This window comes from Streptomyces sp. DH12 (assembly GCF_020873895.1).
GTDB lineage: Bacteria > Actinomycetota > Actinomycetes > Streptomycetales > Streptomycetaceae > Streptomyces.
The window spans coordinates 1-26,903 of sequence record NZ_JAHWGT010000031.1 but is presented as its reverse complement, the minus strand read 5'-3'; the positions used below and the strand labels follow the sequence as shown (position 1 = coordinate 26,903).

Below are 26,903 nucleotides of genomic sequence, written 5' to 3'. Positions count from 1 at the left end.
GGAACCGGCGGACGGAAGGATTCCGACGAAGGGCGACCAACCCGGCGCTTTCCGGCCAGGGATGAACGAGATCCCGCCCTTACGACAGATCGGCGCCGATGGTGATCTCCGCCACAGACGTACCCGAACCGGCTGCCTAGGCTCGATGGCGACCGATCAAGGAACAAGCAATCAGGGGGAGTTGCGCATGAGGAACCTCATGTCCGGCAAGGGCAGGACCGCGGTCGTCGCGGCGGCCACCGCCGTCGCCGTCGTCGTCCCGGCGTTCAGCGCGATCGCGGGCGAGATCAGCGGCAGCCGTCTGCCGTTCGCCATAGCCACCGCCGGCAGCAAGGAGGACGGCGACCGCTGGGCGGGTCCGGGCAGCGGCAAGGCCCGTGCCTGCGGCGACGTCCCGACCAGCCACGTCCAGACCTTCAGCGGCTACGTCTACGAGGACGTCTCCTGGGCGCCGGACACGAAGAAGGCGTCCGTGTCGAAGAACTACTCTTCGGCGTACGGCTGCGGCTCCTACGCCGGCACCGGCACGAACAAGAAGTACTACACGAAGGCGACCTGGGCCGGCATCCCCGGCAGCCGCGCCTACGGTTACGTGAACGCGCAGAACTAGCACCGCACGACAGAACCGACAGGAACAACGTGTCCCTTGGCAACGAACGCGCCGCGGCCGGCTCCCCGCCGGTCGCGGCCGTCGAGGCCGTGTCGGTCCGCTACGGGGCGCTCGCCGCGCTGGACGGGGTGTCGCTGACCTTCCCGTCCGGCGTGACGGGCCTCCTCGGGCCGAACGGCGCCGGGAAGAGCACCCTGCTCTCCCTCCTCACCACCGCCCAGCCGCCCGCGGAGGGCGCCGTCACCCTTCTCGGCGAACGGGCGGCGGACCGCCGCACCGTTCGCCGGGTACGGGAGCGCATCGGGGTGCTGCCGCAGTCGTTCGGGTTCTACCCGCGCTTCACCGCGCTGGAGTTCACCGAGTACGCCGCCTGGCTGCGCAAGGTGCCCGGCCGGGAGCGCAGGGAGCGGGCCCGCGAGGCGCTCGCCCTGGTCGGCATGGACAAGTACGCCGACCGCCGCATGGGCGAGCTGTCCGGCGGCATGCTGCGCCGCGTCGGCATCGCCCAGGCGGTCGTCAACCGCCCGGCCCTCGTCCTGCTCGACGAGCCGACGGTCGGTCTCGACCCGGCCCAGCGCGTGGGGTTCCGCGACCTCATCCGCGAGCTGGGCACCCGGTCGGCGGTGGTGATGAGCACCCACCTCGCGGAGGACGTGGCCCACACCTGCGACCGCGTCGCCGTCCTCCTCGACGGGCGCGTCCGGTTCACCGGCACCGTCGAGGAACTGTGCGCGCTGCCCGGCGACGGCGGCACCGTGGAGAGCGGCTACCTCCACGTCGTCGGCCCGGAAGGGGCCGCGCTGTGACACGCCTGCTGTGGACCGAGATGCGTCGCGGCGAGACGAAGTGGGTCGCCGCCGTCATCGCCGCGGTCGGCCTGTGGCACTTCGCCGGTGACGACGCGTCGACCAGCGACTGGATCGGCTGGTGGGCGCAGACCGCCGTCGAGGTGCAGGTCTTCGCCGTCATGGTGATGGGCCCCATGACGAGCGCCGCCGCCGCGTGGACCGCGGGCCGGACGCACCGCTTCGGCACGCTCGACTGGGCGGCGACCGGCGCGCGGGGCGCCTGGACCCAGGCCGTCGTGGTGTGGGCGTCGGCCATGGTGTGGGCGCTGGCCGCGTACGCCCTGTTCGCGGCCGTCGCGTACGCGAGGACCGCCGGGGTCAGCGCCGTGACCGCGCCCGTGTGGTCGCCGCTGCTGCTGGGCGCCGCCGTGATCGGGCTGCAGGCCGCCGCCGGGGTGGCCGCGGGCAGCCTCGTCCCGTCCCGGATCGTCGCCCCGCTCGTCGGCGTCGCCTGGTACGGCCTCCTGGTCGCCCTCGCCCTCTCCGGCGCGGACGGGACCGGCCCGGCCGCCCTCGTCCCCGCGATCGACGAGCACTGGGACATGGCCTTCCAACCGCGCACCGGGCGGCTGCTGACGGCGGCGGCGTGGTGCCTCTCGGCCGCCCTGTGCCTCCTGGCGCTGCCCGCCCTGCTGCGCCGCCGGTCGACCCGGCCGCGGCTCGTGGCGCTCCTGCCGCCCGTGCTCGTCGCGGCTGTCTGCGCCGGGACGCTCGTCACGTACCGGCCCGCGCAGCCGGAGCTGGCCTGGGCCGTGCACACCCCGCAACCCGACCGGCCCGCCTGCGCGACGGCCGGCCGGACGACGGCCTGCCTGTGGCCCGACGACCGGCACCTGCTGCCGGCCGCCCGCGGCGCCGTGGAGGCGGTCGACGCGGCGCTGGCCTCCGTACCGGGCCTCAACCGCACCTTCCACGAGCGCGGGCTGCGGCCCGCCGACCCGGCGACGGCCGGGGAGCTGCCCGTGATGTCGCCCGGGACGAGCCGGCAGGACCTGACGGACCAGATGATGTCTGCGTCCCTGCCGCAGCCGCCGTCCGGGTGCGACCTGCCGCTGATGGCGGAGACCGGGGGCTACCCCGGCACGTTCTTCCTGGAGGCGGTCGTCCGCGGCCGGGCGGGCTCGCCCGCGCCGTTCTGGAGCGAGCAGTTCGACGCGGCGCTCCAGCGGTTCACGGCGGCGCCGCGCGCGGCGCAGGACCGGTGGATCGAGGACGCGGCCGGAGCGGTCCGGGCCTGCCGCCCGATGCCGGCGCTGCCGAAGGCCGCCGCACCGCCCGCGAAGGCCGGGGCACCGGGCGCGGCCGGCACCCCGAGCGACACCCCCGGCGGCGCCCCGGGCGGCGCCGGGCCGGCCCGTGGGTCCGGGTCGTGACGGCCGTCGGGGCCGTGCTGGGGCCCTACTGCCGCAGCCGCAACGTGCCGCGGGCCGCGCTGGTCAGCCTGGGCGTTGCCGTCGTGGCGGCGGTGTACGCGGGGAGCCGGGTGTCCCTCCCCGACCTGCGCCACCTCGTCGACTACAGCGTGCCGCTGGCGGCGGTGGTGCCGGTCGTGCACGCGGTCGTCCTCGCCACGACGCTGTACTCCCCCATGGCGGACCTGGAGGAGACGGCGGCCCGACCGATGCGGCTGCTCCGTACCGCGCACATGGCGGCCACGCTGCTCTACGGGACGGTGCTGGCCGCCCTGCCGCTGCTCGCCGGCGCGTCCGCCGGGATGACGGGGGCGGCCGTCCGCAACGTCGTCGGGTACCTGGGCCTCGCGATGGTCAGCGCCCGGCTCTTCGGCAGCGGTCTGGCCTGGCTGCTGCCGCTCGCGATGTTCGGGCCGACGCTGCTGCTGGGCGTGGGCTGGGACAACACGCCCGAGACCTGGGCGTGGTCCATCCACGGCCCGGCCAGCGGCTCGGCGGCGCTGATCGCCGCCGTGCTGGGCGCCGCGGGGCTGGTCGCGGCGTCGACGGGCTCCCCCCGGCGCGGCGAACGGGCGGAACGGGCCTAGGCCCCGTCCGGAAAGTCCCGCCTGGGCCACGGCGCCTGTCCTCCGGGCAGACGGCGCTACTTTCCGGACAGGGCCCAGGGCTGTCGTCGATGTGTCACGCCCACATCAGGAGTGAGGCGAGCGTGACGGCTGCTTGGCAGGACTCGGCAGTCTTGTCCGGCCCGGCCGGCCACCGCCGGTGACCACCACGGCGAGGGAGCGACCCGGGCCATCGCAGGTCAGCAACTCGCCTCGGCACCGCTACCCACATACGACTCGACGCCGACCGAGTAGCCGGCCCCGGTGGTGAGGTCGGGACGGCTTCCGTGACCGTCCTCCTCGAGGCGCTCGGCGGTGAGGAAGGCGATCCACAGGGCCATGCCCTCTCTGGTGAAGCACAGCTCACCGGGCAAGGCTTCGCGGCCAGGGATCCATCCGTCCCGTACCACCGCCGTCCGGTAGTGCGCGGTCACTTCGGCCCGTGTGCCGGGGAAGGCGTACGTCCGGTCGGCGTACACCACGACCTCGCCGCTGTCCGCCCAGCAGCCGGCGTTCACCTCCTCGAACCCCCGGGCGGCGGCGGCCCCGTCGGGGCGGGAGTCGAGGATGTCGAGCGCCGCCACCTCCCTCACCCGGTGGGCGGTCCCCTCGCAGTCCCTGGCGAGTTCCAGCAGCGTGCAACCGGTGAGTGTCGCGGCCGTGAGCACGGTCGACAGGAACAGGGATGTCAGGCGGATGGCACTACCTGTCCGCAGGGGCAAAGAGGGCTCCAGGGTGAAGGCCGGGGCGGAGGGCGGAGGGGGCCACCGGACAAGGGAGTCGTCCGTGCCGGCTCCGAGGCGGGCACGGCCCAGTTCCACCAGCCGCCGTGACCCCCGCCCCCGGGCCGGACCCGCTCCACGGGCGCCGGCGGGCATCTGCTCGGCACGTCAGCGGACCAGTGGCGAAGCGCGGGCCACGAACGCCTCGATCGCGTCTCTCGCCTGGTCGTCCAGCGCGTCCCGCCCGGTTTGGTCGTCCGCGGTCGACACGTCCCGCGTGCACCGACAGGCCCGCTCGGCGGCGAGGAGCACCCCCCTGGTCGTCGGTGAGCAGCCTGACCCGGCAGAGCGCCTGCCGTGTCACCGTCCGGAGGCGGTGTGCCTCGTCGCGTGCCGTGACGAGGACTTCTCCGGGGCGGCGGCGTATCAGACCACCGCGCGGGCCGCCGCGCGGCCCGCCGCGCGGCCGGAGAAGAGGCAGCCGCCGAGGAAGGTGCCCTCCAGGGCCCGGTAGCCGTGGACGCCGCCGCCGCCGAACCCGGCCGCCTCGCCCGCCGCGTACACGCCGGGCAGGGGCTCGCCCGCGGCGGTCAGGACGCGCGAGGAGAGGTCCGTCTCCAGCCCGCCGAGCGACTTGCGGGTGAGGATGCCCAGGCGCACCGCGATGAGGGGGCCGGCCTTCGGGTCGAGGATGCGGTGTGGGGCGGCCGTGCGGATCAGCCGGTCGCCGAGGTACCTGCGGGCTCCGTGGATGGCGGTGACCTGGAGGTCCTTGGTGAACGGGTTGGCGATCTCGCGGTCGCGGGCGACGATCTCGCGGCGCAGCGCGGCCTCGTCGACGAGCGGCTCGCCGGTGAGCTTGTTCATGCCGCGGACGAGCGCGGACAGGTCGCGTTCCACGACGAAGTCGACGCCCCGCTCCATGAAGGCCCGGACCGGCGCGGGCACGTCGGCGCGGGCCCGTTCCAGCACGCCGCGGAGGGACTTCCCGGTGAGGTCGGGGTTCTGCTCGCTGCCGGAGAGGGCGAACTCCCTGCCGATGATCCTCTGGTCGAGGACGAACCACGTGTGGTCGTGGCCGGTCCGCATGATGTGCTCCAGCGTGCCGAGGGTGTCGAAGCCGGGGAAGAGCGGCACGGGCAGGCGGCGGCCGAGGGCGTCGAGCCAGAGGGAGGACGGGCCGGGGAGGATGCGGATGCCGTGGCGGGCCCAGATCGGGTCCCAGTTCTCGATGCCCTCGGTGTAGTGCCACATGCGGTCGCCGTTGACGAGGTGGGCGCCGGCGTTCTCCGCGATGCCGAGCATCAGCCCGTCGACGTGCGCGGGGACGCCGGACAGCAGCCGCTCCGGCGGGGTCCCCAGGCGCTCGGGCCACTGGGCGCGGACCAGGTCGTGGTTGCCGCCGATGCCTCCGGAGGCGATGACGACGGCCTGGGCGCGGTACTCGAACGCGCCGGCGACCTCGCGGCTGCTGGCCGCCCCGCGGGCCGCGTCGGACGGCTCCAGGACCTCGCCGCTGACGGTGTCGACGACGCCGCCGGTGCGGCCGAGGCCGGTGACGCGGTGCCGGAACCGCGGCTGGACCAGGCCCCGGCCGACGCCCGCGCGCACCCGGCGGGCGAAGGGGGCGACGAGGCCGGGGCCCGTGCCCCAGGTGATGTGGAAGCGGGGGACGGAGTTGCCGTGCCCGGTGGCGTCGTAGCCGCCGCGTTCGGCCCAGCCCACGACGGGGAAGAAGCGGACGCCCTGGCGGTGCAGCCAGGCGCGCTTCTCGCCGGCGGCGAAGTCGACGTACGCCTCCGCCCACCGGCGGGGCCAGTGGTCCTCGGGACGGTCGAAGCCGGCGGTGCCCAGCCAGTCCTGGAGGGCCAGGTCGTGGCTGTCGCGGACGCGCATGCGGCGCTGTTCGGGCGAGTCGACGAGGAAGAGGCCGCCGAAGGACCAGTGGGCCTGTCCGCCCAGGGACCGCTCCGGCTCCTGGTCCAGGAGGATGACGCTCCGTCCGGCGTCGACGAGTTCGGCGGTGGCGACCAGCCCGGCCAGTCCCGCACCGATCACGATCACGTCAGCGTCGTACGCCATGGGGGCCGCCCTTCCGGGGGTCGATCGAAGTGCTCCGATCCTCGGTACGCGGTGGTGGCACGTCAACCCTCGCGGACGGAAGGAGGATCATCGGGATACGCGGAACCCGCGGCCCAGGCACCGGAAGGACCCGACATGGACGCATCCCCGGCCGACGAGCTGCTCGACGTCGTGGACGAGCACGACGAGGTGGTGGGGCGGCTGCCCCGAGGAGAGGTGTACGCGCGCGGCCTGCGGCACCGCTGCGTCTTCGTGCTGGCGCGCGACGCCGAGGACCGGATCTTCGTGCACCGCCGCACGGCGACCAAGCTCGCCTTCCCCTCGCTGTACGACATGTTCGTCGGCGGCGTGGTCGGCGCGGGCGAGTCGTACGACGCGGCCGCCCTGCGGGAGGCGGAGGAGGAGCTCGGCGTGCGCGGCCTGCCCCGCCCGGAGCCGGTGCTGACGTTCCTGTACGACGACGGCCCCGGCGGCCGCGGCTCGTGGTGGTCGCGGGTGTACGAGGTGCGCTGCGCGCTGCCGGTCTCGCCCCAGGTCGAGGAGGTCGCCTGGCACGCCTTCCTCTCCGAGGCCGAGCTGGCGGAGCGTCTGACGGAGTGGCCGTGGGTGCCGGACGGGCTGGCCGCGTGGGAGAGGCTGCGGGCGGCGCGGTGACGCGCCCGGCTCCGGGCCGGCCCGGTTAGGGTGATCGGGTGGGTGACTTCGGGCGGAGCGTACGGCTGTGGTTCTCGCCGCAGCGGGTGCGGGAGGAGGGCGAGACGCCCGACTACCGGTTCTCGCTCGCCAACGAGCGGACGTTCCTCGCCTGGCTGCGGACCGGGCTGGCGCTGGTGGGCGGTGGGTTCGCCGTCGACCAGTTCCTGCCCGACCTGCCGCGCCCGGCGCGGGTGGGGATGGCGCTGCTGCTGCTCGGCGCGGGCGCCCTGTGCGCGCTGCGGGCGGTCAACCACTGGGTGCGGTGCGAACGGGCGATGCGGCGCGGCGAGGACCTGCCGGTGAGCCGCTTCCCGACGGTGCTGAGCCTCCTGGTCGGCCTGGTGGCGCTCGCCATGGTGCTGGTGGTGTTCTTCGGGTGGGCCGGGTGACGCTCGCGCCCCGCGACCCCGGGCTGCAGCCGGAGCGGACCCGGTTGGCGTGGCGGCGTACGACGCTGTCGTGCACGGTCGCCGCCGCCCTGGCCGCCCGGCAGGCGCTGGGCGGCGGGGAGACCTCCGCCGCCGGCTTCCTCGGCGCGGGGCTGTCGCTCCTGGTGTGGGTCGCCTTCCTGGCGGTGGCTCACCGGCGGATCGCGGAGCTGGACCGGGGGCGGCCGAGGGCGCTGGGGGCCGGGGCGGGCTGGGCCGCGGTGGGCTGCACCGTCGCGCTGGCGGCCTTCGCCGTGGCCGTGGTGGTGTGAGGCCGGAGCGGTTCAGTCCGCCTCGCCGACGGTGACGACGACCTTCCCGCCGAGCCCGCCGGCCATCGCCGCGCGCTGCGCCAGCGCGGCCTCCTCCAGCGGGTGGGTGCGGGCCACGCGTACCGTCAGGGCGCCCTCGTCGGCGAGGTCCGCGAGGGCGGCGAGGTCCGCCGCGTCGGGCCGTACGAACATGTAGGCGCCGCCGAGGGTGACGACGTCGCCGTCCGCGATGGAGACGAGGCGGCCCTCGGGCGCCAGGAGGTTCGGCGAGGTCCGCAGCACCTCGCCGCCGACCGTGTCCAGGACCGCGTCCACCCGCTGCGGGGCGAGGGAGCGGACCTGCCGGACGAAGTCGTCGCCGTACACCGCCGGCTCGGCGCCGAGCTCCCGTACGGCGTCGGCGCCGCCGTCGCGGACGGCGCCGATGACCCGGGCGCCGAGGTGGCGGGCGATCTGCACGGCCATCGCCCCGACGCCGCCCCCGGCGGCGTGCACGAGCACCGTCTCGCCGGCGCGGACCCGAAGCGACCGGTGGAGCGCCTGGTAGGCCGTGAGGCCCACGAGCGGCAGCGCGGCCGCCTCCTCGAAGCCGAGGGCGCGCGGCTTGCGGGCGAGGGTGCGGACGGGCGCGGCGACGTACTCGGCGAAGGTGCCGTGGCACAGCACGTCCTCGCGGACGTAGCCCATCACCTCATCGCCCACGTCGAACTCGGGGACGGAGACCCCGGGCTGCACGACCACACCGGAGACGTCCCAGCCGGGGACGACCGGGAAGAACGCGTCCAGGGCCCGGTCCAGGTAGCCGGCCTGGCACTTCCAGTCGACCGGGTTGACGGCCGCCGCCCGCACCCTCACCAGCACGTCGTCGGGGCCCACCTTCGGGTCCGGGCGCTCGCCGAACTCCAGGACCTCGGGTCCGCCGTAGCGGCGGTAGCTGATCGCCTTCATGGGACGACCCTCCCCCGGGGTGATCAATAGGGCAAACAGGGATAACCTGGGAGGGTCAGCGGCCCTCCGCCAGAGAGGTACTGCCATGGCGGTCCTGCACCGGGAACACCCGGCCCACGCCCACGCCCACGGCCCCGCCTGCGGCCACTCGTCCGTGGTCCACGGCGACCACGTGGACTACGTCCACGACGGGCACCTGCACCGCGAGCACTCCGGGCACTGGGACGAGTGCGAGCCGGGCGAGCACGTCGCCCACAGCGGCCACGCCCACGAGCACGGCGAGGGGTGCGGACACCCGGCCGTCGCCCACGGCGACCACGTCGATTACGCGCACGACGGGCACCGGCACGCGGCCCACGACGGGCACTGGGACGACCACTGACACCACCGGTGCCGCGCCGGCACCGGCCCCGCGCACGCCCCGGGCACCCCGGCGGCAGCCCGCCGGGTGAGACCCCGGCGTCCGCCCCGGCGACGCCGACTGGCAGGCTCTGCCTGTCCAGTTCGGCCACGACCCGGGGGGACTTCCGGTGCCCGCAACCGACCCGTACACCGTCCAGCTCGCTCCTGATGTGCACGCCTACGTCCAGCCGGACGGCGGCTGGTGCCTGAACAACGCCGGCTTCGTCAGCGACGGGACGGACACCGTCCTGATCGACACCACCGCGACCGAGCGGCGCGCCACGGCACTGCGCGACGCCCTCCTCGCGCGGGGGGCCGCGCCGCCGCGGACGGTCGTCAACACCCACCACCACGGCGACCACACGTACGGCAACTCCGTCTTCCTGCCGGAGGCGATCGTCGTCGGGCACGAGGCGTGCCGCCGCGAGGTCCTCGCGGCAGGGCGCCAGCTCCATCTGATCTGGCCGCAGACCGACTTCGGCGACATCCGCGTCGCGGCGCCCTCGGTGACGTACCGGGAGCGGATGACGCTGCACGTGGGTGACACGGAGGTGCGGCTCGTCCACCCGGGCGTGGCGCACACGGTGGGCGACACGCTGGTGCACCTGCCGGGGCGCGGCGTCGTCTTCACCGGCGACCTCGTCTTCAACGGCGGCACGCCGTTCCTCGCCACGGGCTCGCTGCGCGGGTCGCTGCGGGCGATGGAGGTGCTGCGGGCGATGGACGCGGAGACGGTCGTACCGGGGCACGGGCCGCTCACGGACCCGTCGGTGTACGACGCGACGGAGGCGTACCTGCGGTTCGTGGCGGAGCTGGCGGAGGACGGCCACGCCCGGGGGCTGCCGCCGCTGGAGGTCGCGCGCCGGGCCGACCTGGGCGAGTTCGGGCGGCTGCGCGAGAGCGAGCGGCTGGTGGCCAACGTCCACCGCGCGTACGCCGAGCTGGAGGGCCTGCCGGAGGGGTCGCCGCTGGACGTGGCGGCGGTGTTCGGGGACATGGCCGCGATGAACGGGGGCCGGGCGGTCGCCTGCCACGCCTGACGCCGGCGGCACGGACCCCGCGCCGGCCCGGCCCCGCGCCCGGGGCCGGGGCGGCGCGGGTTCCCGCGGTTCGGGGTGGACGACATACCGACTGGTCGGTCATGATGCCCGGGTACCGGTCGCCGTCCCCCCGCCCCCGGAGGTGCGCATCATGAGCTCTGCCCCGCCGCCAGGTCTCGACCCCGAGCGGCTGCACGCGCTGCTGGAGCGCGAGCGGCCCGGACTGGTCGGCGGTCCGCTGCGGGCGCGGCTGATCGAGGGCGGCCGCTCGAACCTCACGTACGCGGTCACCGACGGCACCCACCGGTGGGTCGTCCGCCGCCCGCCGCTCGGCCACGTGCTGGCCACCGCGCACGACATGCGCCGGGAGCACCGGGTGCTCAGCGCCCTGCACCCCACCGCCGTGCCGGTGCCCCGCACGCTGCTGCTGTGCGAGGACGAGGCGGTGCTCGGAGCGCCGTTCTACGTCATGGACTTCGTGCCGGGCACCCCGTACCGCACCGCGGACCAGCTCGCGCCGCTGGGCGCCGAGCGCACCCGCGGCGCCGTGCTGGGGCTGGTGGACACGCTGGTCGACCTGCACGCGGTGGACCCGGACGCGGTCGGGCTCGGCGACTTCGGGCGGCCCGAGGGGTTCCTCGACCGGCAGCTGCGCCGCTGGGGCAAGCAGCTGGCCGCCTCGCGCGGCCGCGAGCTCGCCGGGGTGGACGAACTGCACACCGCCCTCGGGCGGGCGCTGCCGCACTCCCCCGCGCCGACCGTCGTCCACGGCGACTACCGCCTGGACAACGTCCTGGTGGGCGAGGACGACCGGATCACGGCGGTCCTCGACTGGGAGATGTCCACCCTCGGCGACCCGCTCACCGACCTCGGACTGCTCGTCATGTACAGCACGCCGCTGGACGTCCCGGGATCCGTGATCAGCACGACCGCGTCGGCCGCCGGCCACCCCTCCCCGGGCGAGCTGGTCGAGCGGTACGCCGCCCGGTCGGGGCGCGACGTCTCCTCGCTCGCCTGGTACACGGCGTTCGCCTGGTTCAAGCTCGCCGTCATCCTCGAGGGCATCCACTACCGCCACACGCTCGGCCGGACCGTCGGCTCCGGCTTCGACCGGATCGGCGACCTGGTGCCCGTCTTCATCGAGCACGGCCTCGACACCCTTCAGGAGGGCTGACCCATGGACTTCGCGATGGACGCGCGCACCGAGGAGCTACGCGGGCGCCTGCTCGCCTTCATGACCGAGCACGTGTACCCGGCCGAGCCGGTCGCCGAGGAGCAGCGCGCGGCGCTGGCCTCCCCCTGGGACGCCCCGCCGGTGGTGGCGGAGCTGAAGGCGGAGGCGCGGCGGCGGGGCCTGTGGAACCTCTTCCTGCCGGACGCGGAGTACGGCGCCGGGCTGACCAACCTCCAGTACGCGCCGCTCGCCGAGATCACCGGCCGCTCCCCGCACCTCGCCCCGACGGCGCTGAACTGCGCCGCGCCGGACACCGGCAACATGGAGCTGCTGGCCCAGTTCGGCAGCGAGGCGCAGCGCGCGCGGTGGCTGGAGCCGCTGCTGGCCGGGGAGATCCGCTCGGCGTTCGCGATGACCGAGCCGGAGGTCGCCTCGTCCGACGCCACGAACATCGAGACGCGCATCGAGCGGGACGGCGACGAGTACGTCGTCACGGGCCGCAAGTGGTACATCTCCGGGGCGATGAACCCGGACTGCCGGCTCTTCATCGTGATGGGCAAGACCGACCCGGAGGGCGAGGACGTCCGCCGCCAGCAGTCGATGGTGCTCGTGCCGCGCGACACCCCGGGGGTCGAGGTGCGGCGGGCGATGCGGGTGTACGGGTACGAGGACCACTCCCACGGCGGGCACGCCGAGGTGGTCTTCCACGGCGCCCGGGTGCCGGTGGACCACCTCGTCGGCGAGGAGGGCGGTGGGTTCGCCATCGCCCAGGCCCGGCTGGGTCCGGGCCGCATCCACCACTGCATGCGGCTGATCGGCATGGCGGAGCGGGCGATCGAGCTGATGTGCCGGCGGGCGGTGTCCCGGACGGCCTTCGGCCGGCCGCTGGCGGCGCAGGGGCAGGTGCACGCCTGGATCGCGGACGCCCGGGTCGCGGTGGAGCAGCTGCGGCTGCTGGTGCTGAAGACCGCCTGGCTGATGGACACGGTCGGCAACAAGGGCGCCCACACGGAGATCCAGGCGATCAAGATCGCGACTCCGCGCACGGTCGGGGAGATCATCGACCGGGCGGTGCAGCTGCACGGCGCGGGCGGGGTGAGCCAGGACTTCCCGCTGGCCGAGCTGTGGGCGGCGGCGCGGACCCTGCGCCTCGCGGACGGCCCCGACGAGGTGCACCAGCGGTCGCTGGCCCGGCGGGAACTGCGGCAGTACGCCTGACGGGTGCGGCCGGGGCTCGGACCGGGTGCGCACGGACCGGGCCACGGGATCGGTCCGGGTGGCCGGATCGGGCCACGGGATCGGTCCGGGTGGCCGGATCGGGCCGGGCCGGGCGGCGCCCGACCCGGCCCTGCGTCGGCGTCGGCGTCGGCGTCGGCGTCGGCGTCGCGGCCTACGGGCGCAGGGCCCGCAGGAGGAGGTCGGCGAGGTGGTCGGCGACCTGCTGCGGGGTGAGCGGGCCGTCGGGCCGGTACCAGGTCGACAGGTGGTGCACCGAGCCGAAGTGGTAGTCGACCACCAGGTCGGCCGGGGTGGCCGTGGAGAACACCCCGGTGCGCTGCCCCTCCTCGACCAGGGCCCGGAACCGCTCGTGGTAGCGGCGGCGCTCGGCGCGGACCTGCTTGTTCTTCTCGGGGCTCAGGTGGTGCATGGAGCGGAAGAAGATCGACGCGTCGTCGAGGTTCTCGATGGTGGTGACGACGACGTCGGCGGCCGCGTCCCGCAGCCGCCGGTCGACCGGCGCGTCGGCGCCCGCGAGCGCGTCCAGCCGCTCCTGCTGGAGGCGCAGCACGCGCGCGTACACCTCGTGCAGCAGGTCCTCCTTGGACCCGAAGTAGTGGTAGAGGGCGCCCTTGGTGACCCCGGCGGCCTCGACGATCTCCTGCACGGACGTGCGGTCGTATCCCCGCTCGGCGAAGAGGCGGGTGGCGGCGGCCAGCAGCCGTCGGGGGACGGGTGTGGCGCCGTTCCCGTCCGTCGTCCTGGCCATGTGTCGCCACCTCTCTCCGTCGTCACTGCCGTCGCTGCCGTCGCCCGGCCGAGGACCGATCCTCCCACTAGTCGGTGCGCCGTTCACCTCCCGGTTCCCTCCCAGGTGCGCTGTACGCGGTTCATGCCGCCCAGCCAGCGCTCCGGCTCGGCCGCGCGGGCCCGGTAGTACTCGGCGACCTCGGGGTGCGGGAGGATCAGGAACCGGTCCTCCGCCATGCCCGCGAAGAGCGCCTCGGCGACGTCGGCCGGTTCGATGGCCGTGGGGGCGAGGACCAGCTCGCCGGCCGACCCGGCGGCGGTCAGCATGTCGGTGCGGACGCCCTGCGGGCAGATGGCGTGGACCTTCAGGCCGCGGTGCCGGTAGGTCAGCGACAGCCACTCGGCGAAGGCGTACGCGCCGTGCTTGGACACGCTGTAGGGGGCGGCGCCGATCATGGTGAGGAGGCCGGCGGCCGAGACGGTGGAGACGAACCGTCCCTCGCCGCGCTCCAGCCAGTCGGGCAGGAGGGTCCGGGCGGCGCGCACGTGCGCCATGACGTTGACGTCCCAGGCCGCGGCCCAGACGGCCTCGTCGGCGAGGGCGTCGCCGGGCGAGGCGAGGCCCGCGTTGGCGCAGTAGACGTCGACGGCGCCGCCGAGGGCGTCGCGGGCGCGGGCGACGACCGCCGAGGCGTCGCCGGGGACGGCGGTGCCGCCGATCTCGTCGGCGACCCGCTCGGCGCGGGCCGGGTCGAGGTCGTTGACGACGACGCGGGCCCCCTCGGCGGCGAACCTGCGTGCGAGGGCGGCGCCGATGCCGCCGCCGGCCCCCGTGACCACCACTCCGGCGCCCTGGAACGCGCTCATCGACGACCCCTCTCCCTGCGTCAGGTTCGCGACCGGCCGACGGCCGGCCCGCGGCCCGGCCTCCGCCGCCACCAGCAGACTAACCGGTCGGTATGTTCGCCCGGAAGGGGCGCCGCGCTAGCCTGCGAGGTCATGTCGGAGCGTGACGGAACGATCACGGAGGTGGTCCCATGAGCGTGTCCAGACGGGGTCTGCTGGCGGCGGCGGGCTGTGCGGCGGGTGCCGCGGGCGCCACCGGGGCCGCGGGCGCGGCCGGGATGGTCGCGGCGCCCGCGGCGGTCGGCGGGCGGGGCGGCCACGGCGAGCCGGGCGTACGGCGGGTGCAGACCGGCTTCGACCGGCTCGCGGCCGACGGTTACGCGCGGCTGCGCGGCCGGCGCGTCGGCGTGGTGACCAACCCGACCGGCGTGACGGCGGACCTGCGGCACGTCGTGGACGTCATGCACGCCGACGACCGGGTGGACCTCGTGGCGGTCTTCGGCCCGGAGCACGGCTTCCGGGGCACGGCGCAGGCCGGCGGCTCGGAGGGCCGGTACGACGATCCGGCCACGGGCCTGCCGGTCTACGACACCTACGGCAAGAGCGGCCGGGCGCTCGCGGACGTCTTCACCGCCTCCGGGGTGGACACGGTGCTGTTCGACATCCAGGACGTGGGCGCCCGGTTCTACACGTACATCTGGACCATGTACGACTGCATGGTCGCCGCCGAGCTGGCGGGGAAACGTTTCGTCGTCCTCGACCGGCCGAACCCGCTCGGCGCGCGGGCGGCGCTCGGACCGGTGCTGGACAAGGCATTCGCCACGTTCGTGGGGCGCGAGCCGATCGCGCAGGCGCACGGGATGACCGTGGCGGAGCTGGCGCTGCTCTTCAACGGGGAGTTCCTCACCCGGCCGGTGCCGCTGGAGACCGTACGGATGTCCGGCTGGCGGCGCCGGGACCTGTTCGACACGACGGGGCTGCCGTGGGTGCCGCCCAGCCCCAACATGCCGACGCCGCAGACCGCGCTCGTCTATCCGGGGACCTGCCTGTTCGAGGGGACCAACCTGTCGGAGGGCCGGGGGACGACCCGGCCCTTCGAACTGCTGGGCGCCGAGGGCGTCGACCGGCGGTGGGCGGAGGCGGCGAACGCCCTGGAACTGCCCGGCGTGCGGTTCCGCGAGGCCTACTTCGCGCCGGTGTTCTCCAAGTTCCAGGGCAGGACGGTCGGCGGGGTGCAACTGCACGTCCACGACCCCGCGGCCTTCGACCCCGTCCTCACCGGTGTCGCCCTGCTCGTGACGGCGAAGCGCAGTTGGAGCGGGTTCGCGTGGCGGCCCGACCACTGGATCGACAAGCTCACGGGCTCGACGACGGTGCGCACCCTCGTCGACGCGGGCGCGGGCCCGCACGAGGTGGCCGCGGCCTGGCAGCGGGGACTGACCGCCTTCCGGACGATGCGCGGGCAGTATCTGCTCTACCGCTGACCGGCGCGCCCGGCCCCTGAAAGGCCGTCAATCCGCCCCCCGTGCACCGAACGGCACGGCCCGCACACGCGTACCAGTGGGGGGACGTGCCCGTAATGGCCGACATCCGATTTTTCGATGGAGCCGAAACGGGCACCCGTACGTCTCTTCAACGACGCCGAAGTACCAGCGACGGAGGTGGCGGAGCGATGGCAGGTTTCCGGAGTCTCGCCAGACAGGTTCGTGATCCCGAGTGCGACGTGGCGCTGCGGCGCTACTCGCTGCGCAAGTGCCTGGAGAGGTTCGCCCCGTACGGGCACCGGGCGACCTGGGACCACCTGTGCCGCAGGCACAGGTTCGGGCCCGAGGACCGTGATCTCGATCCGGCGCGGTTGGTGGCCGCGCTCGACGAGTTGGAGGAGGCGCGGGCCGTGTGGCTCGCCTACGAACGGCGGTTCGCCGAACGCCGCCGGCACGAGAAGCAGCTGGGGCTGCGGCGGCCCCCGGCCCTCGACGACTGGCACCGGCACACCTGGGGCGGCAACGGGGCGGCGCGGTGCGTCGACCCCTCGGTCCATCCCGGGCTGCCGCTCGGCGAGGCGCTGCGGCGGCTGGTCGCCGCGCTGGAGGCGGAGCCGGGCGGGTGCTGCCCGCTGTGCGGCACCGAGCGGTTCGCGTGGCGGCCGGTGGCGGCCGACGCCCAGGGGTGCGGGCCGGTGTGCACGCGGTGCGGGGTGGTGGTGCCCGCCCCCGTGCTGAGCGACGAGGCCCTGTGGGCGGCGCGCGGGCGGACGGCGCGGGCCGACGGGCTGCGGGCGCGCGCGGTGCGGGAACTCGCAGCCGTGGGGTGAACCGCCGCGGGACGGTACGGGGGTGGGGCCGGCACCCGCCGGCACACCCCCGGCCGACGCGGCCCGACCCGCGTCGGCGGGCGGCAGGGCGGCCGACGGTAGGCACAGCGGGCGGCAGGCGGCGTCCCCGGGGCCCGGGTGACCGTAGCAGGCGGAAAACGGCGTGATCCACCGGATTCGGCGCGGCCACAGTGGCCGGACCGAACCGACGCCGACCCGAGGAGCCGGACCCCATGTCCACGCTGCGCGTGACCGCCGAGCTGCTGACCGTCCACGAGCACCCGAACGCCGACGCCCTGGAACTCGCCCAGGTCGGCCTGTTCCGCGCCGTGGTCGCCAAGGGCGCCTTCCGCGACGGCGACGCCGCCGTGTACGTACCGGAGCAGGCGGTGCTGCCGCCCGCGCTCGTCGAGGAGCTGGGGCTGACGGGCCGGCTGGCCGGCGCGGAGGCGAACCGGGTCAAGGCGGTGCGGCTGCGCGGCGAGCTGTCGCAGGGCATCGTGTGCCGGCCGCGCGCCCTCGCCGGCGTCGACCTGGCGCGGGCGGCCGCGGATCGGACGGACTTCGCGGCGGCGCTCGGCATCACCAAGTGGGTGCCGCCGGTGCCGACGAGCATGAGCGGTGACGTCGAGCCCGCACCGGAGCTGCTGCCCTGGGGCGACGTCGAGAACCTCCGGCGCCACCCGGACGTCTTCGTGCCGGGCGAGCCCGTCGTGCTGACCGAGAAGGTGCACGGCACGGCCTGCCTGACGACGTACCACGCCGGGGACGGGCGGGTGCAGGTGTCGTCGAAGGGCTTCGGCGCGAAGGGGCTCGCCCTGCGCGAGGACCCGCGCAACGTCTACTGGCGGGCGGTGCGCGGCCACGGCGTGCCCGCGGCCGCCGCGCGGCTGGCCGAGCGCTTCGGCGCCACCCGGGTCGGCGTCTTCGCCGAGGTCTACGGGGCGGGCGTGCAGGACCTGGCGTACGGCGCGGACGCCCGCGCGGGCCGGCTCGGGTACGCGGTGTTCGACGTGGCGGTCGAGGTCGCCGGACGGGTGCGCCGGCTGGACGCGGCGGAGCTGCACGAGGTGCTGGACGGCGAACTGCCGACGGTGCCCCGGCTGTACGCGGGGCCGTACGACCTCGCGACGGTGCTGGAGCTGGCGACGGGCCGGGAGACGGTCTCGGGGCGGGCGCTGCACCTGCGGGAGGGCGTCGTCGTCCGCCCGGCCACCGAGCGGTACAGCCCGGTGGTGGGCGGGCGCGCCATCGCGAAGGCGGTCAGCCCGGCGTACCTGACCCGCAAGGGCGGGACGGAGTACGAGTAGGGGCGGGGGCGCGGTCGGGGGCGGCTACCCGGCGCCGGCGTCCCGGCGGGGGCGCTCCGGCAGGAGCCGGGAGCCGGTGAGCCGCTCGCCGAACACGTCGTCGGGGTTGGACAGCACGCAGGTGTCGAGGGACAGGCAGCCGCAGCCGATGCAGTCGGTCAGGTGGTCGCGCAGGCGGGCGAGCTGCTGGATGCGGGTGTCCAGTTCGGCCCGCCACGCCCGGGAGAGGCGTGCCCAGTCCTCGCGGGTCGGCGTGCGCTCCTCGGGCAGCTCGGCCAGGGCCTGCCGGACGGTGGCGAGCGGGATGCCCACGCGCTGGGCGGCCCGGACGAAGGCGACGCGGCGCAGCGCGTCCCTGCTGTAGCGGCGCTGGTTGCCGCTGGTGCGGCGGCTGTGGATCAGGCCCTTGGCCTCGTAGAAGTGCAGGGCGGAGACGGCCGCCCCGCTGCGCGCGGAGAGTTGGCCGACGGTGAGCTCGTGGATCTTCTCTGGAATCTGCGGCACCCGTCGAACCCTACTGGTCCGTTGACAAGGGCAACCGCCCCCAGCATGCTAAGCAAGCGCTTGGAAAGATCGGGCAGGACGCACCTGGAACAGGGAGCAGGGATGGCAGAGCCGAGGATCTTCACCTCCGCCGACGAGCTGCGCGCCGCGGCCGGCGAGCAGCTGGGATACAGCGAGTGGCTGGAGGTGGACCAGAAGCGGATCGACCTGTTCGCCGACGCCACCGAGGACCACCAGTGGATCCACGTGGACCGCGAGCGGGCGGCGGCGGGACCGTTCGGGACGACCATCGCCCACGGCTACCTGACCCTGTCGCTGCTGCCCGTCCTCGTGCCGCAGGTGATGCGGGTCGACGGCGTGCGGATGGGCGTCAACTACGGCACGAACAAGGTGCGTTTCCCCGCGCCCGTGCCGGCCGGCTCGCGGGTGCGGGCCACCGCGTCCGTCAAGGACGTCGAGGACGTGGGCGGCGGCGTGCAGGTGACCGCCGTGGTGACGGTGGAGCGCGAGGGCGGCGACAAGCCGGTCTGCGTCGCGGAGTCGGTGTCCCGCTTCTACTTCTGAGCGCTCACCATGCGCAGGACGAGGTCGGCGTAGAGCGCGCCGACCTCGTCGGGCGTGCGGCTGCCCTGGGCGTTGAACCAGCGCGCCACGTCGATGCAGAGCGAGAGCACGGCGAGGGTGGTGCCGGGCACGTCCGGGACGTCGAACTCGCCCGCCGCCACGCCGTCGCCGATGATGCGGCGCACCGCCGCGTCGGTGCGGCGGCGCAGGGCGACGATCTCGGCGCGGTGCTCGGGGCCGAGGGCGTCCAGCTCGTACTGGACGACGCGCGCGGTGGTGTGCCGCTCGGCGTGCCAGCGGACGAAGGACCGCACGGCGCCGGCGAGCCGCTCGGCGGCCGTGCCGGGGCCGTCCGCCGCCGCCTCCAGGATCGCCAGGGCCTTGTCGTGGCCGATCCGGCTGATCCGGTGGAGGAGCTCCTCCTTGGTCCGGTAGTGGATGTAGAGCGCGGCGGGGCTCATGCCCGCGCGGCCCGCGATGTCCCGGGTCGTGGTCGCGTGGTAGCCCCGCTCGGCGAAGGCGTCGACGGCGGCGACGAGCAGCCGCCGGGCCGCGTCGGGTGTGACCTCGCCCCACGGCATCTCCTCGCCGCCGGCCGTCTCCTCCGCCGTACTCATCGTTCGCCCCTTCCCCTCGCGCAAGCCCCTCGCGCGAGGACGAACACCATACCGCGCTGGTGAGCAAGCGCTTAGGGGGTGTCTCGTCGATCGGGCCGGATCGGCGAGCGGCGTGGCGGTGTCACGCGGCGCCAAGGCGGAGGAGGGAGCCGGTGCGGAGCATCGGCGACCGACGACGACGCGGCGAGGCGCGGCACCGGGCGTCGGGAGCCCGGCCTGATCGACGAGACACCCCCCAGGGGCGTCCGGGGGAAGCCGCGCGTCAGAGCTTCTGGAAGGGGTCGTGCTCGGCGAGCAGCTTCTCCAGGCGCGCCTGGTCGACGCGGCTGACGATCTGCCCCGCCTCCTGCCGGTCGCGGACCACCTTGGCGAGGGTGAAGGCGGAGGTCGTCAGGTACAGGACCGCGACGCCGAGGAAGGCGCGCACCCAGGCGTCGACGTCCAGGTTGGCGACGCCGAGCGCGACGGCCGCGAGGGCGACGGCGAAGGAGGCGACGGCCTGCGCGTGGTAGGCCGCCGTGTTCTGCTGCTTGACCGGTGTGTCACTCATGCCGTCGAGGATGCGGGCCGTGTGGCCCGGGACACATCCGCACGGCTACTCAGGGCGGGTACTCACCCGCGTCAGAAGGCGGAGACGCCCGTGAGGGCGCGGCCGATGATCAGCTTCTGTATCTGGCTGGTGCCCTCGTAGAGGGTCATCACCCGGGCGTCCCGGAGCAGCTTCCCCACGGGGTACTCGTCGATGTAGCCGTAGCCGCCGAAGACCTGCAGGGCGTTGCCGGCGCAGCGCACCGCGGCCTCGGAGGCGAAGAGCTTGGCCTGGGACGCCGCGGTGGCGAACTCCTCGCCGCGGTCGACGAGGTCCGCGACCCGCCAGGTGAGCAGCCGGGCGGCCTCGACGTCCACGGCGATGTCGCTGATCAGCTCCTGCACCAGCTGGTAGGCGGCGATGGGCCGGCCGAACTGCTCGCGTTCCCCCGCGTAGCCGACGGCGGCGTCGAGCGCGGCCTGGGCGATGCCCACGCAGCCGGCGGCGACGGACATGCGGCCCTTGGCGAGGGCGGACATGGCGACGGAGAACCCCTTGCCCTCGGGGCCGAGGAGGGCGTCGGCGGGGACGCGGACGTCCTGGAGCACCAGTTCGGCGGTGGACTGGCCGCGCAGGCCGAGCTTGCCGTGGACCGGGCGGCGGGTGAGGCCGGGGGTGTCGGCCGGGACGAGGAAGGCGGAGACGCCGCGGTGCCCGGGGACGTCGGAGGTGCGGGCGAAGAGGAGGACGACGTCGGCCCAGGTGCCGTTGGTGATGAACATCTTGGAGCCGTTGACCACCCAGTCGCCGCCGGGGCCGCGCACGGCGCGCGTGGCGAGGTTGGCGGCGTCGGAGCCGGTGCCCGGTTCGGTGAGGCCGAAGCAGCCGAGGGCCTCGCCGGAGGTGAGCCGGGGCAGCCAGGCGCGCTTCTGGCGCTCGTCGCCCCAGGCCGCCACCGTCTTGGCCACCAGCCCGAGCGAGACGGAGACGATGCCGCGCACGGAGGAGTCGCCGCGCCCGAGCTCCTCGGTGACCAGGCAGTAGGCGAGGTGGTCGCCGCCCGAGCCGCCGTACTCCTCGGGGACGGTCAGGCCGAGGAAGCCGAGCGCGCCGAGCTTCGCCACGATCCCCCGGTCGACGCTCTCGACCCGGTCCCAGGCGGCGGCGTGCGGGGCTACCTCGCGCAGGACGAAGTCCCGGGCGAGCCGGCGGACGGCCTCCTGCTCCTCGCTGAGCTCCAGGTTCACGCGCACTCCCCTTTTAATTACCAGCGCTAGTTTTTTTCGGGCAGCCCTACTATGTGCCGCATGGCCAGACCGCGCAAGCCCCTCCTCAGCCGAGCCCGCATCGTCGCCGCGGCGGCCGCCCTGGTCGACGCGGAGGGGCTGGAGGCGGTCTCGACGCGGCGCCTGGCCGCGGAGCTGGGCGTCAGCGGGCCCTCGCTGTACAACCACTTCCGCACCAAGGACGAGATCCTGGAAGCGGTCGCCGACGCGGTGAGCGCCCAGGTCGACCTGGCGATGTTCGACGAGGGCGACGGCCGCGACTGGCGGACGGCGCTGCACGACTGGGCGGTCTCCTACCGGGCCGCCCTCACCGACCACCCGAACATCGTGCCGGTGCTCGCCCGCGGCCCGGGGCGGCGCCCCGCCGGACTGCGCGTCGCGGACGCGGTGTTCGGGGCGATGGTCCGCGCGGGCTGGCCGCCCGCCCAGGCGACCTACATCGGCGCGCTGATGCGGTACTTCATCACGGGCTCGGCGCTGGGGTCGTTCGCGCGCGGGTTCGTCGACGACGAGGCGGCCTACGACCCGGCGGACTACCCGCACCTGGGCCGGGCGCACCTGCTGGCCGAGCACCGGGAGAAGGTCGACGAGGGCGCCTTCGAGACGGGTCTGCGGGCGCTGCTGGACGGACTGGCCGTGCAGTACGCGGCCCTGGCGCGCACCTGACTCGCCCCCCGCCGCCCCGCGCCCGGCCCGGGTGCGGGGGCGGGCCCGGGTGCGGGGCGGGCGCGGGGCGGCGGCGTACGGGCGCGGGGTCAGCGCCGGTCGGCCGGGGCGGCGCCGGAGGCCCGGGCGGCGCGGGAGGCGAGGACCTTGATGGAGACCAGCGCGACCACCGCCAGCACCATGATGTAGGCGGCCACGGACATCGAGGTGCCGGTCGCCTCCAGCAGGAGCACCATCAGGAACGGGGCGAGGCCCCCGCCGAGCACGGCGGCGATCTGGTAGCCGAGCGAGGCGCCGGTGTACCGGGTCTCAGCCGAGAACAGCTCGGCGAAGAGCGCCGCCTGCGGGCCGTACATGATGCTGAGGAAGCAGCTGGCGACGAAGGTGCCCGCGGCCAGCCAGAGCAGCGAGGCCGTGTCGATGAGCAGGAACATGGGCACCGCCCACACCAGCAGTCCGGCCGCGCCGAACGCGTACACCCGCAGCCGGCCGACCCGGTCGGACAGCGCGGCCGCCGCGGGGATCAGCGCCAGCTGCGTGAGGCTCACGCAGAGGGACACCGTCAGCACGGCGCTGCGCTCCATGCCCAGCTCGCGGGTGGCGTAGTCGAGGACGCCGGTGACGACGATGTAGAAGGTGGCGGTGTTCACCGCGAACGAGCCGCCCGCCAGCAGCACGGTGCCCAGCTGGTCGCGCAGGACCGTCCGCAGCGGGGAGCGGGGCCGCTCCTTCTCCTGCGCGGCGAGGGCCCGTTCGGCCGCCCGGAACTCCGGCGTCTCCTCGACCCGCGTGTGGATGTACCAGGCGAGTCCGAGGACGAGGAAGCCCACGAGGAACGGCACCCGCCAGGCCCAGCCGGCGAACGCCGCGTCGCCGGTGAGCGCGCCCGCTGCGAGGAAGACGGTGTTGGCGGTGACCACGCCGATCGGCACGCCCAGCTGGACGAGGCTGCCGTACAGGCCGCGCTTGCCCTCGGGGGCGTACTCGGTGGCCATGAGCATCGCGCCGCCCCACTGGGCGCCGACGGCGAGGCCCTGGAGGATCCGCAGGACGACGAGGAGGACGGGGGCGGCGATGCCGATCGTCTCGTACGTGGGGAGCAGGCCGATGCCGGCGGTGGCGACGCCCATCACGGTGAGCGCGAGGACCAGCATCGGCTTGCGGCCCCGCCGGTCGCCGAGGTGGCCGGCGATGACGCCGCCGACGGGGCGGGCGAGGAAGCCGACGGCGAAGGTGGCGAAGGCGGCGAGGACGCCCGCCGAGGGGCTGGCCGCCGGGAAGTACAGGTCGCCGAGGACGAGGGCGGCGGCGATGCCGAAGACGAAGTAGTCGTACCACTCGACGGCCGAGGCGAGGGCGGCGACGGTGGCCACCCTGCGCCGGCGGCGGTCGCTCGGGGCGGCGGTGACGGGTGCGGAAGGGGGTGCCGTGTCCATGGGTGCGAGCTCCGTTGGGCTGCGGGGACGGATGGGGGGCGCCTTGACTGCCGGGACCGTACCGACCGGCTGGTATGGCGTCAACGGCCTGAACCGCAACACTTCCGCGCTCCGTGCCGAGCACCTCGGCGCCCGGTGCGACCTGCGGCTACGCGCCCCTCGCCGGGCCACGGGGGCAGCACGGACACCCCGGCCGCGCGGGGTGCGGCCGGGGTGTCGCGCGGGGTGGCCTAGAAGACGACCAGGGCGCGCCCGCCCTTCCCCGCCAGCATCGCGTCGAACGCCGCCGGGATGCCGTCGAGGCCGATCCGGTCGGTGACGAGCAGGCCCAGGTCGAGGCGGCCGGCGCGGACGTGGTCGGCGAGCACGGGCAGGTCCCGGGCGGGGTCGCAGTTGCCGTAGACGCAGCCGGACAGGGTGCGGCCCCAGTGGAAGATCTCCAGGGCGTTGAACGTCACCTGCTGGTCCTTGCCGCCGATGCCGACGACCGTGGTGCGGCCCCCGCGCCGGGTGGCGTCCCAGGCGGCCCGGATGGTGACGGCGCGGCCGACGCACTCGACGGCCACGTCGGCGCCCCGGCCGCCGGTGAGGCCGCGCACCTCCCGGGCGGTGGTGTCCGAGGCGACGACGAAGTCGGTGGCCCCCGCCGCCTTCGCCAGCGCCTCCTTCTCCGGTGAGACGTCCACCGCGACGATCGGCCCGGCCCCGGCGATGCGGGCCGCCTGGAGCGCGGCCAGACCGACCCCGCCGACCCCGACGACGACGACCGACTCGCCCTCGCGGACGCGGGCGGAGTGGTGGACGGCGCCGTAGCCGGTGAGCACGGCGCAGCCGAGCAGGGCGGCCTCGGTGAGCGGCACGCCGTCGGGGACGGGCAGGACGCACCGGGCGGGGACGACCGTCTCCTCGGCGAACGCGGCGACGTTCAGGCCCGGGTGGAGCGGGGTGCCGTCCCCGGTGGCGGCGTACACCCGGCCCGTGCCGGCCAGGGCGTCGGCGCAGAGCCACACCTCGCCGATCGCGCAGTGGTGGCAGGCGCCGCAGGAGGGCGCCCAGTTGAGGACGACCTCGTCACCCGGTACGACGTGCGCGACGTCCGCCCCGACGGCGAGGACGGTGCCGGCGCCCTCGTGGCCGAGGACGGCGGGGACGGGCACCCGCATGGTGCCGTCGGACAGGGACAGGTCGGAGTGGCAGACCCCGGCCGCGGCGAGGCGGACCCGGACCTCGCCGGGACCGGGCTCGGGGAGTTCGATGGCGGTTATCTCCAGCGGAGACCCGACGGCGGGCAGGACGGCGGCGCGGACGACCACGATGGGCTTCTCCCGGCTCGGGGGCTTGGCGGTTGCAGGACTCGGGGGGTCAGAACTGGAGGGACTTGGTGTGCAGGTACTCGGCCAGCCCGTGCGCGCCCAGCTCGCGGCCGACGCCGGACTGCTTGTAGCCGCCGAAGGGGGCGAGCGGGTTGAAGCGGCCGCCGTTGATGTCGACCTGCCCCGCCTCCATGCGCCGGGCGAAGGCGACCGCCGCCTCCGGCTCGCCCCAGACGGCCCCCGCGAGGCCGTACACCGTGCCGTTGGCGATGCGCAGGGCGTCCTCCTCGTCCTCGTACCGCAGGAACGCCACGACGGGGCCGAAGATCTCCTCCTGGGCGATGGTCATGTCGGGGGTGACGTCGGCGAAGACGGTCGGCGCCACGTAGTAGCCCCGGTCCAGCGGCGGCCGCGGGCCCCCGGCGACGAGGCGGGCGCCCTCGGCGACGCCCTTCTCGACGTACGCGACTACCCGGTCCCGCTGCGCGGCGCTGACCAGCGGGCCGAGGCGCTCGCCGGGCCGGTACGCGGTGACGGCCTCGGCGGCGAGCGCCACGGCCTCCTCGTACCGGTCGGTGCGGACCAGGACGCGGGTGAAGGCGTTGCACCGCTGGCCGGAGTTGGACATGACGCTGGCGACGCTGGTGGTGACCGCCTTGGCGAGGTCGGCGCCGGGCAGGATGACGCTGGCGGACTTGCCGCCGAGTTCGAGGGCGACCCGCTTGACCGCGCCGCCGGCCGTGGCGCCGATGCGCCGGCCCACGGCGGTGGAGCCGGTGAAGGAGACCAGGTCGACGCCCTCGTGCTCGACGAGGGCCTGGCCGGCGACGGGGCCGAGACCGGTGACGAGGTTGAGGACGCCCGGCGGGAAGCCCGCCGCGTCGACGCACTCGGCGAAGAGCCGGGCGGTGAGCGGGGTCTCCTCGGCGGGCTTGACCACCACCGTGCAGCCGGCGGCGAGGGCCGGGGCGACCTTTGCGACGAGCTGGTGGAGCGGGTAGTTCCAGGGGGTGATGGCACCGATGACGCCCACCGCCTCCAGCAGCACGGTGGAGTTGCCGACCTTCTCCTCGAAGGGGTACGTGGCGAGGAGGTCGGCGTACGAGCCGGTGACCGTGACCGGCAGCCCGGCGTGGACGGCGTGGGCGAGCCGCGGCGGGGCGCCGAGCTCCTCGGTGACCGTCGCGGCGATCTCGTCCTGGCGGGCCGCGAGGGCGTCGCGCAGGGCGGCGAGGCGGGCCGCGCGCTCGGCGGGGGCGGTGGCGGACCAGGCGGGGAAGGCCGCCCGGGCGGCGCGCACGGCGGCGTCGACGTCCTGCGCCGAACCCGCCGGCACCTCGGCGACGACCTCCTCGGTCGCCGGGTTCACCACGGCGATGGTGCCGGTGCCGGCGGCGGGCCGCCACGCGCCGTCGATGTACATCCCGTCGTGGACCTTCATCGCTGTCTCCTTCGGCCTGGCTCGCTGTGCCTGTCGTCCGTCGTCCGACCAAACTAGCGGCGGTAGTTTTCCGCCGCCAGGGGGTGGCGGTGGCGGGTGGGCACGATCCTGCCATCAGCGCCCGCTCAGAAGTCGACCCGCACCCGGTCGTCGACGCGGGCGACGGACTCCTGCCCGAAGGCCCGCCGGTAGCTCTCGCGGACCCGCTCGACGCGCGGGTGGGCGGCGGCCGCCTCGGCCGCCGGGTAGAGCAGGACCAGCTCGTACGAGCGCTCCCGCTGGATCCGGCCGGAGGCGTCGCGCCACTGGCCGCGCCCCTCCTGGACGGTGAGCCCGGCGGGGAAGAGCGGGGTGACCTCGCGGTCGACGAACTCGGTGAACTGCCGGTCGGTCACCGCGGGGCCGCCGTCGGCCCGCTCGGTGCCGAACAGCAGACGGGTCTCGGCGTGGAGGCGGGCCCCGGCGGGAGCCGCGGACCCCCAAGCGGTGGGCCCCGGGGTGGCGCCGGGGGCGGCGGGGCCCGCGCCGCCGTCGAGCGCGGCGTACGCCGTGGGAGCGCCGACCAGCAGGAGGAGCCCGGCGGCGGCGAGGGCGGTGCGGCCGCGGGCACGGACGGCACGGACGGACCGCGTCCGGGCCGGCGCGGCGGCGGGCGCGGTCGCGGGGGCGGGAACGGGCGCGGGGGCGGGAGCGCTCGCGGGCGCGGGCTCAGGCGTGCGGGCGGCAGCGGGCATGCGGGGCTCCTCGGGGCTGGCGGGGGCGCCGGAGCGGCGCGCGGGGCCGGGGTACCACGGTGGCAGGAGGACCGCCCCGCCGTCCGGCGTTCCGCGCCTCGGGCCGGCGACAGCGCGGCGGGCCCGAGGCGCGGAA

General features: G+C 75.3%; 29 protein-coding genes. 16 read left to right on the top strand and 13 right to left on the bottom strand.

All coding sequences use genetic code 11. The annotated features are described in order from the left end of the window. Positions 1–187 precede the first annotated feature (187 nt). The 4 genes from LPA54_RS25020 to LPA54_RS25005 are packed head-to-tail and all read left to right on the top strand — an operon-like array spanning position 188 to position 3,457. On the top strand, positions 188–610 hold the full coding sequence (locus tag LPA54_RS25020; protein WP_228981674.1) for a hypothetical protein: 423 nt from the start codon (positions 188–190) through the stop codon (positions 608–610). A gap of 29 nt (positions 611–639) precedes the next feature. Then, positions 640–1,416 (top strand): ATP-binding cassette domain-containing protein, encoded by a 777-nt coding sequence (locus LPA54_RS25015; protein WP_228981672.1) that lies wholly within the window; start codon positions 640–642, stop codon positions 1,414–1,416. Beyond that, positions 1,413–2,831 (top strand): hypothetical protein, encoded by a 1,419-nt coding sequence (locus LPA54_RS25010; protein ID WP_228981670.1) that lies wholly within the window; start codon positions 1,413–1,415, stop codon positions 2,829–2,831. The genes LPA54_RS25015 and LPA54_RS25010 overlap by 4 nt, the downstream gene beginning before the upstream one ends. Then, positions 2,828–3,457, top strand: coding sequence for a hypothetical protein (locus tag LPA54_RS25005; RefSeq protein ID WP_228981669.1), 630 nt, complete (start codon positions 2,828–2,830; stop codon positions 3,455–3,457). The genes LPA54_RS25010 and LPA54_RS25005 overlap by 4 nt, the downstream gene beginning before the upstream one ends. A gap of 218 nt (positions 3,458–3,675) precedes the next feature. Here the strand turns inward: LPA54_RS25005 and LPA54_RS25000 are convergent, their stop codons facing one another. Both LPA54_RS25000 and LPA54_RS24995 read right to left on the bottom strand, forming a co-directional pair. Continuing rightward, on the bottom strand, positions 3,676–4,143 hold the full coding sequence (locus LPA54_RS25000) for a hypothetical protein (RefSeq protein ID WP_228981666.1): 468 nt from the start codon (positions 4,141–4,143) through the stop codon (positions 3,676–3,678). Between the two features lie 480 nt (positions 4,144–4,623). Continuing rightward, positions 4,624–6,279 (bottom strand): FAD-binding dehydrogenase, encoded by a 1,656-nt coding sequence (locus LPA54_RS24995; protein WP_228981664.1) that lies wholly within the window; start codon positions 6,277–6,279, stop codon positions 4,624–4,626. A gap of 135 nt (positions 6,280–6,414) precedes the next feature. Between LPA54_RS24995 and LPA54_RS24990 the strand changes: the two genes are divergently transcribed. From LPA54_RS24990 to LPA54_RS24980, 3 genes are read left to right on the top strand one after another with little or no spacing between them, the layout of a single operon-like run. Then, positions 6,415–6,933 carry an NUDIX domain-containing protein gene (locus LPA54_RS24990; protein ID WP_228981663.1) on the top strand — a complete coding sequence of 173 codons (519 nt, stop codon included), beginning with the start codon at positions 6,415–6,417 and terminating at the stop codon, positions 6,931–6,933. A gap of 38 nt (positions 6,934–6,971) precedes the next feature. Next, on the top strand, positions 6,972–7,364 hold the full coding sequence (locus LPA54_RS24985) for a DUF202 domain-containing protein (RefSeq protein ID WP_228981662.1): 393 nt from the start codon (positions 6,972–6,974) through the stop codon (positions 7,362–7,364). Further along, positions 7,361–7,675 (top strand): DUF202 domain-containing protein, encoded by a 315-nt coding sequence (locus LPA54_RS24980; protein WP_228981661.1) that lies wholly within the window; start codon positions 7,361–7,363, stop codon positions 7,673–7,675. The genes LPA54_RS24985 and LPA54_RS24980 overlap by 4 nt, the downstream gene beginning before the upstream one ends. Before the next feature lie 12 nt (positions 7,676–7,687). On the opposite strand, the gene LPA54_RS24975 is transcribed toward LPA54_RS24980, so the two are convergent. Then, the gene (locus LPA54_RS24975) at positions 7,688–8,623 is read right to left on the bottom strand and encodes an NADP-dependent oxidoreductase (RefSeq protein WP_228981659.1); all 936 of its coding nucleotides are present in this window, start codon (positions 8,621–8,623) and stop codon (positions 7,688–7,690) included. Positions 8,624–8,708: 85 nt separating this feature from the next. On the opposite strand from LPA54_RS24975, the gene LPA54_RS24970 reads away from it, so the two are divergent. From LPA54_RS24970 to LPA54_RS24955, 4 genes are all read left to right on the top strand, one after another. Continuing rightward, a complete protein-coding gene (locus LPA54_RS24970) occupies positions 8,709–9,005 on the top strand; it encodes a hypothetical protein (RefSeq protein WP_228981657.1) in 297 nt (98 codons plus the stop codon). Positions 9,006–9,153: 148 nt separating this feature from the next. Continuing rightward, the gene (locus LPA54_RS24965; protein WP_228981655.1) at positions 9,154–10,065 is read left to right on the top strand and encodes an MBL fold metallo-hydrolase; all 912 of its coding nucleotides are present in this window, start codon (positions 9,154–9,156) and stop codon (positions 10,063–10,065) included. Between the two features lie 151 nt (positions 10,066–10,216). Further along, positions 10,217–11,239: a phosphotransferase family protein gene (locus LPA54_RS24960; RefSeq protein WP_228981654.1), complete on the top strand. Its 1,023-nt coding sequence runs from the start codon at positions 10,217–10,219 to the stop codon at positions 11,237–11,239. Between the two features lie 3 nt (positions 11,240–11,242). Further along, positions 11,243–12,457, top strand: coding sequence for an acyl-CoA dehydrogenase family protein (locus LPA54_RS24955; RefSeq protein WP_228981652.1), 1,215 nt, complete (start codon positions 11,243–11,245; stop codon positions 12,455–12,457). Positions 12,458–12,629: 172 nt separating this feature from the next. On the opposite strand, the gene LPA54_RS24950 is transcribed toward LPA54_RS24955, so the two are convergent. Next, entirely contained in the window at positions 12,630–13,226 is a 597-nt protein-coding gene (locus LPA54_RS24950; RefSeq protein WP_228981647.1) for a TetR/AcrR family transcriptional regulator, read from the bottom strand. Positions 13,227–13,309: 83 nt separating this feature from the next. Then, complete coding sequence (locus LPA54_RS24945; protein ID WP_228981645.1) at positions 13,310–14,074, bottom strand: SDR family oxidoreductase; 765 nt, start codon at positions 14,072–14,074, stop codon at positions 13,310–13,312. A gap of 170 nt (positions 14,075–14,244) precedes the next feature. Between LPA54_RS24945 and LPA54_RS24940 the strand changes: the two genes are divergently transcribed. The 3 genes from LPA54_RS24940 to LPA54_RS24930 all read left to right on the top strand — a co-directional run bounded on the left by LPA54_RS24940 (position 14,245) and on the right by LPA54_RS24930 (position 17,677). Continuing rightward, positions 14,245–15,537: an exo-beta-N-acetylmuramidase NamZ domain-containing protein gene (locus tag LPA54_RS24940; protein ID WP_228981637.1), complete on the top strand. Its 1,293-nt coding sequence runs from the start codon at positions 14,245–14,247 to the stop codon at positions 15,535–15,537. Positions 15,538–15,725: 188 nt separating this feature from the next. Beyond that, a complete protein-coding gene (locus LPA54_RS24935) occupies positions 15,726–16,367 on the top strand; it encodes a hypothetical protein (protein WP_228981636.1) in 642 nt (213 codons plus the stop codon). Between the two features lie 233 nt (positions 16,368–16,600). Next, positions 16,601–17,677: an RNA ligase (ATP) gene (locus LPA54_RS24930; RefSeq protein ID WP_228981633.1), complete on the top strand. Its 1,077-nt coding sequence runs from the start codon at positions 16,601–16,603 to the stop codon at positions 17,675–17,677. Positions 17,678–17,701: 24 nt separating this feature from the next. Here the strand turns inward: LPA54_RS24930 and soxR are convergent, their stop codons facing one another. Further along, on the bottom strand, positions 17,702–18,181 hold the full coding sequence (gene soxR, locus LPA54_RS24925) for a redox-sensitive transcriptional activator SoxR (RefSeq protein ID WP_228981632.1): 480 nt from the start codon (positions 18,179–18,181) through the stop codon (positions 17,702–17,704). Between the two features lie 102 nt (positions 18,182–18,283). Between soxR and LPA54_RS24920 the strand changes: the two genes are divergently transcribed. Further along, positions 18,284–18,745 (top strand): MaoC family dehydratase, encoded by a 462-nt coding sequence (locus LPA54_RS24920; protein ID WP_228981630.1) that lies wholly within the window; start codon positions 18,284–18,286, stop codon positions 18,743–18,745. On the opposite strand, the gene LPA54_RS24915 is transcribed toward LPA54_RS24920, so the two are convergent. The 3 genes from LPA54_RS24915 to LPA54_RS24905 form a co-directional block, all read right to left on the bottom strand. Next, positions 18,736–19,362 carry a TetR/AcrR family transcriptional regulator gene (locus tag LPA54_RS24915; RefSeq protein ID WP_228981628.1) on the bottom strand — a complete coding sequence of 209 codons (627 nt, stop codon included), beginning with the start codon at positions 19,360–19,362 and terminating at the stop codon, positions 18,736–18,738. The two genes, LPA54_RS24920 and LPA54_RS24915, sit on opposite strands and share 10 nt — an antisense overlap. 262 nt (positions 19,363–19,624) lie before the next feature. Continuing rightward, positions 19,625–19,912, bottom strand: a complete 288-nt coding sequence (locus LPA54_RS24910; protein ID WP_228981626.1) for a YiaA/YiaB family inner membrane protein — start codon at positions 19,910–19,912, stop codon at positions 19,625–19,627. A gap of 71 nt (positions 19,913–19,983) precedes the next feature. After that, entirely contained in the window at positions 19,984–21,138 is a 1,155-nt protein-coding gene (locus tag LPA54_RS24905) for an acyl-CoA dehydrogenase family protein (RefSeq protein WP_228981624.1), read from the bottom strand. A 60-nt stretch (positions 21,139–21,198) separates the two neighbouring features. Here LPA54_RS24905 and LPA54_RS24900 point away from each other — a divergent pair, with 60 nt between their 5' ends. Continuing rightward, a complete protein-coding gene (locus tag LPA54_RS24900) occupies positions 21,199–21,843 on the top strand; it encodes a TetR/AcrR family transcriptional regulator (protein ID WP_228981620.1) in 645 nt (214 codons plus the stop codon). An 89-nt stretch (positions 21,844–21,932) separates the two neighbouring features. Here the strand turns inward: LPA54_RS24900 and LPA54_RS24895 are convergent, their stop codons facing one another. The 4 genes from LPA54_RS24895 to LPA54_RS24880 all read right to left on the bottom strand — a co-directional run bounded on the left by LPA54_RS24895 (position 21,933) and on the right by LPA54_RS24880 (position 26,767). After that, entirely contained in the window at positions 21,933–23,279 is a 1,347-nt protein-coding gene (locus tag LPA54_RS24895) for an MFS transporter (protein WP_228981619.1), read from the bottom strand. A gap of 230 nt (positions 23,280–23,509) precedes the next feature. Further along, the gene (locus tag LPA54_RS24890; protein ID WP_228981618.1) at positions 23,510–24,592 is read right to left on the bottom strand and encodes a Zn-dependent alcohol dehydrogenase; all 1,083 of its coding nucleotides are present in this window, start codon (positions 24,590–24,592) and stop codon (positions 23,510–23,512) included. Positions 24,593–24,641: 49 nt separating this feature from the next. Then, positions 24,642–26,033: an aldehyde dehydrogenase family protein gene (locus tag LPA54_RS24885; protein ID WP_228981616.1), complete on the bottom strand. Its 1,392-nt coding sequence runs from the start codon at positions 26,031–26,033 to the stop codon at positions 24,642–24,644. Between the two features lie 125 nt (positions 26,034–26,158). Further along, positions 26,159–26,767, bottom strand: a complete 609-nt coding sequence (locus LPA54_RS24880; protein WP_306806538.1) for a DUF3574 domain-containing protein — start codon at positions 26,765–26,767, stop codon at positions 26,159–26,161. Positions 26,768–26,903 lie beyond the last annotated feature (136 nt).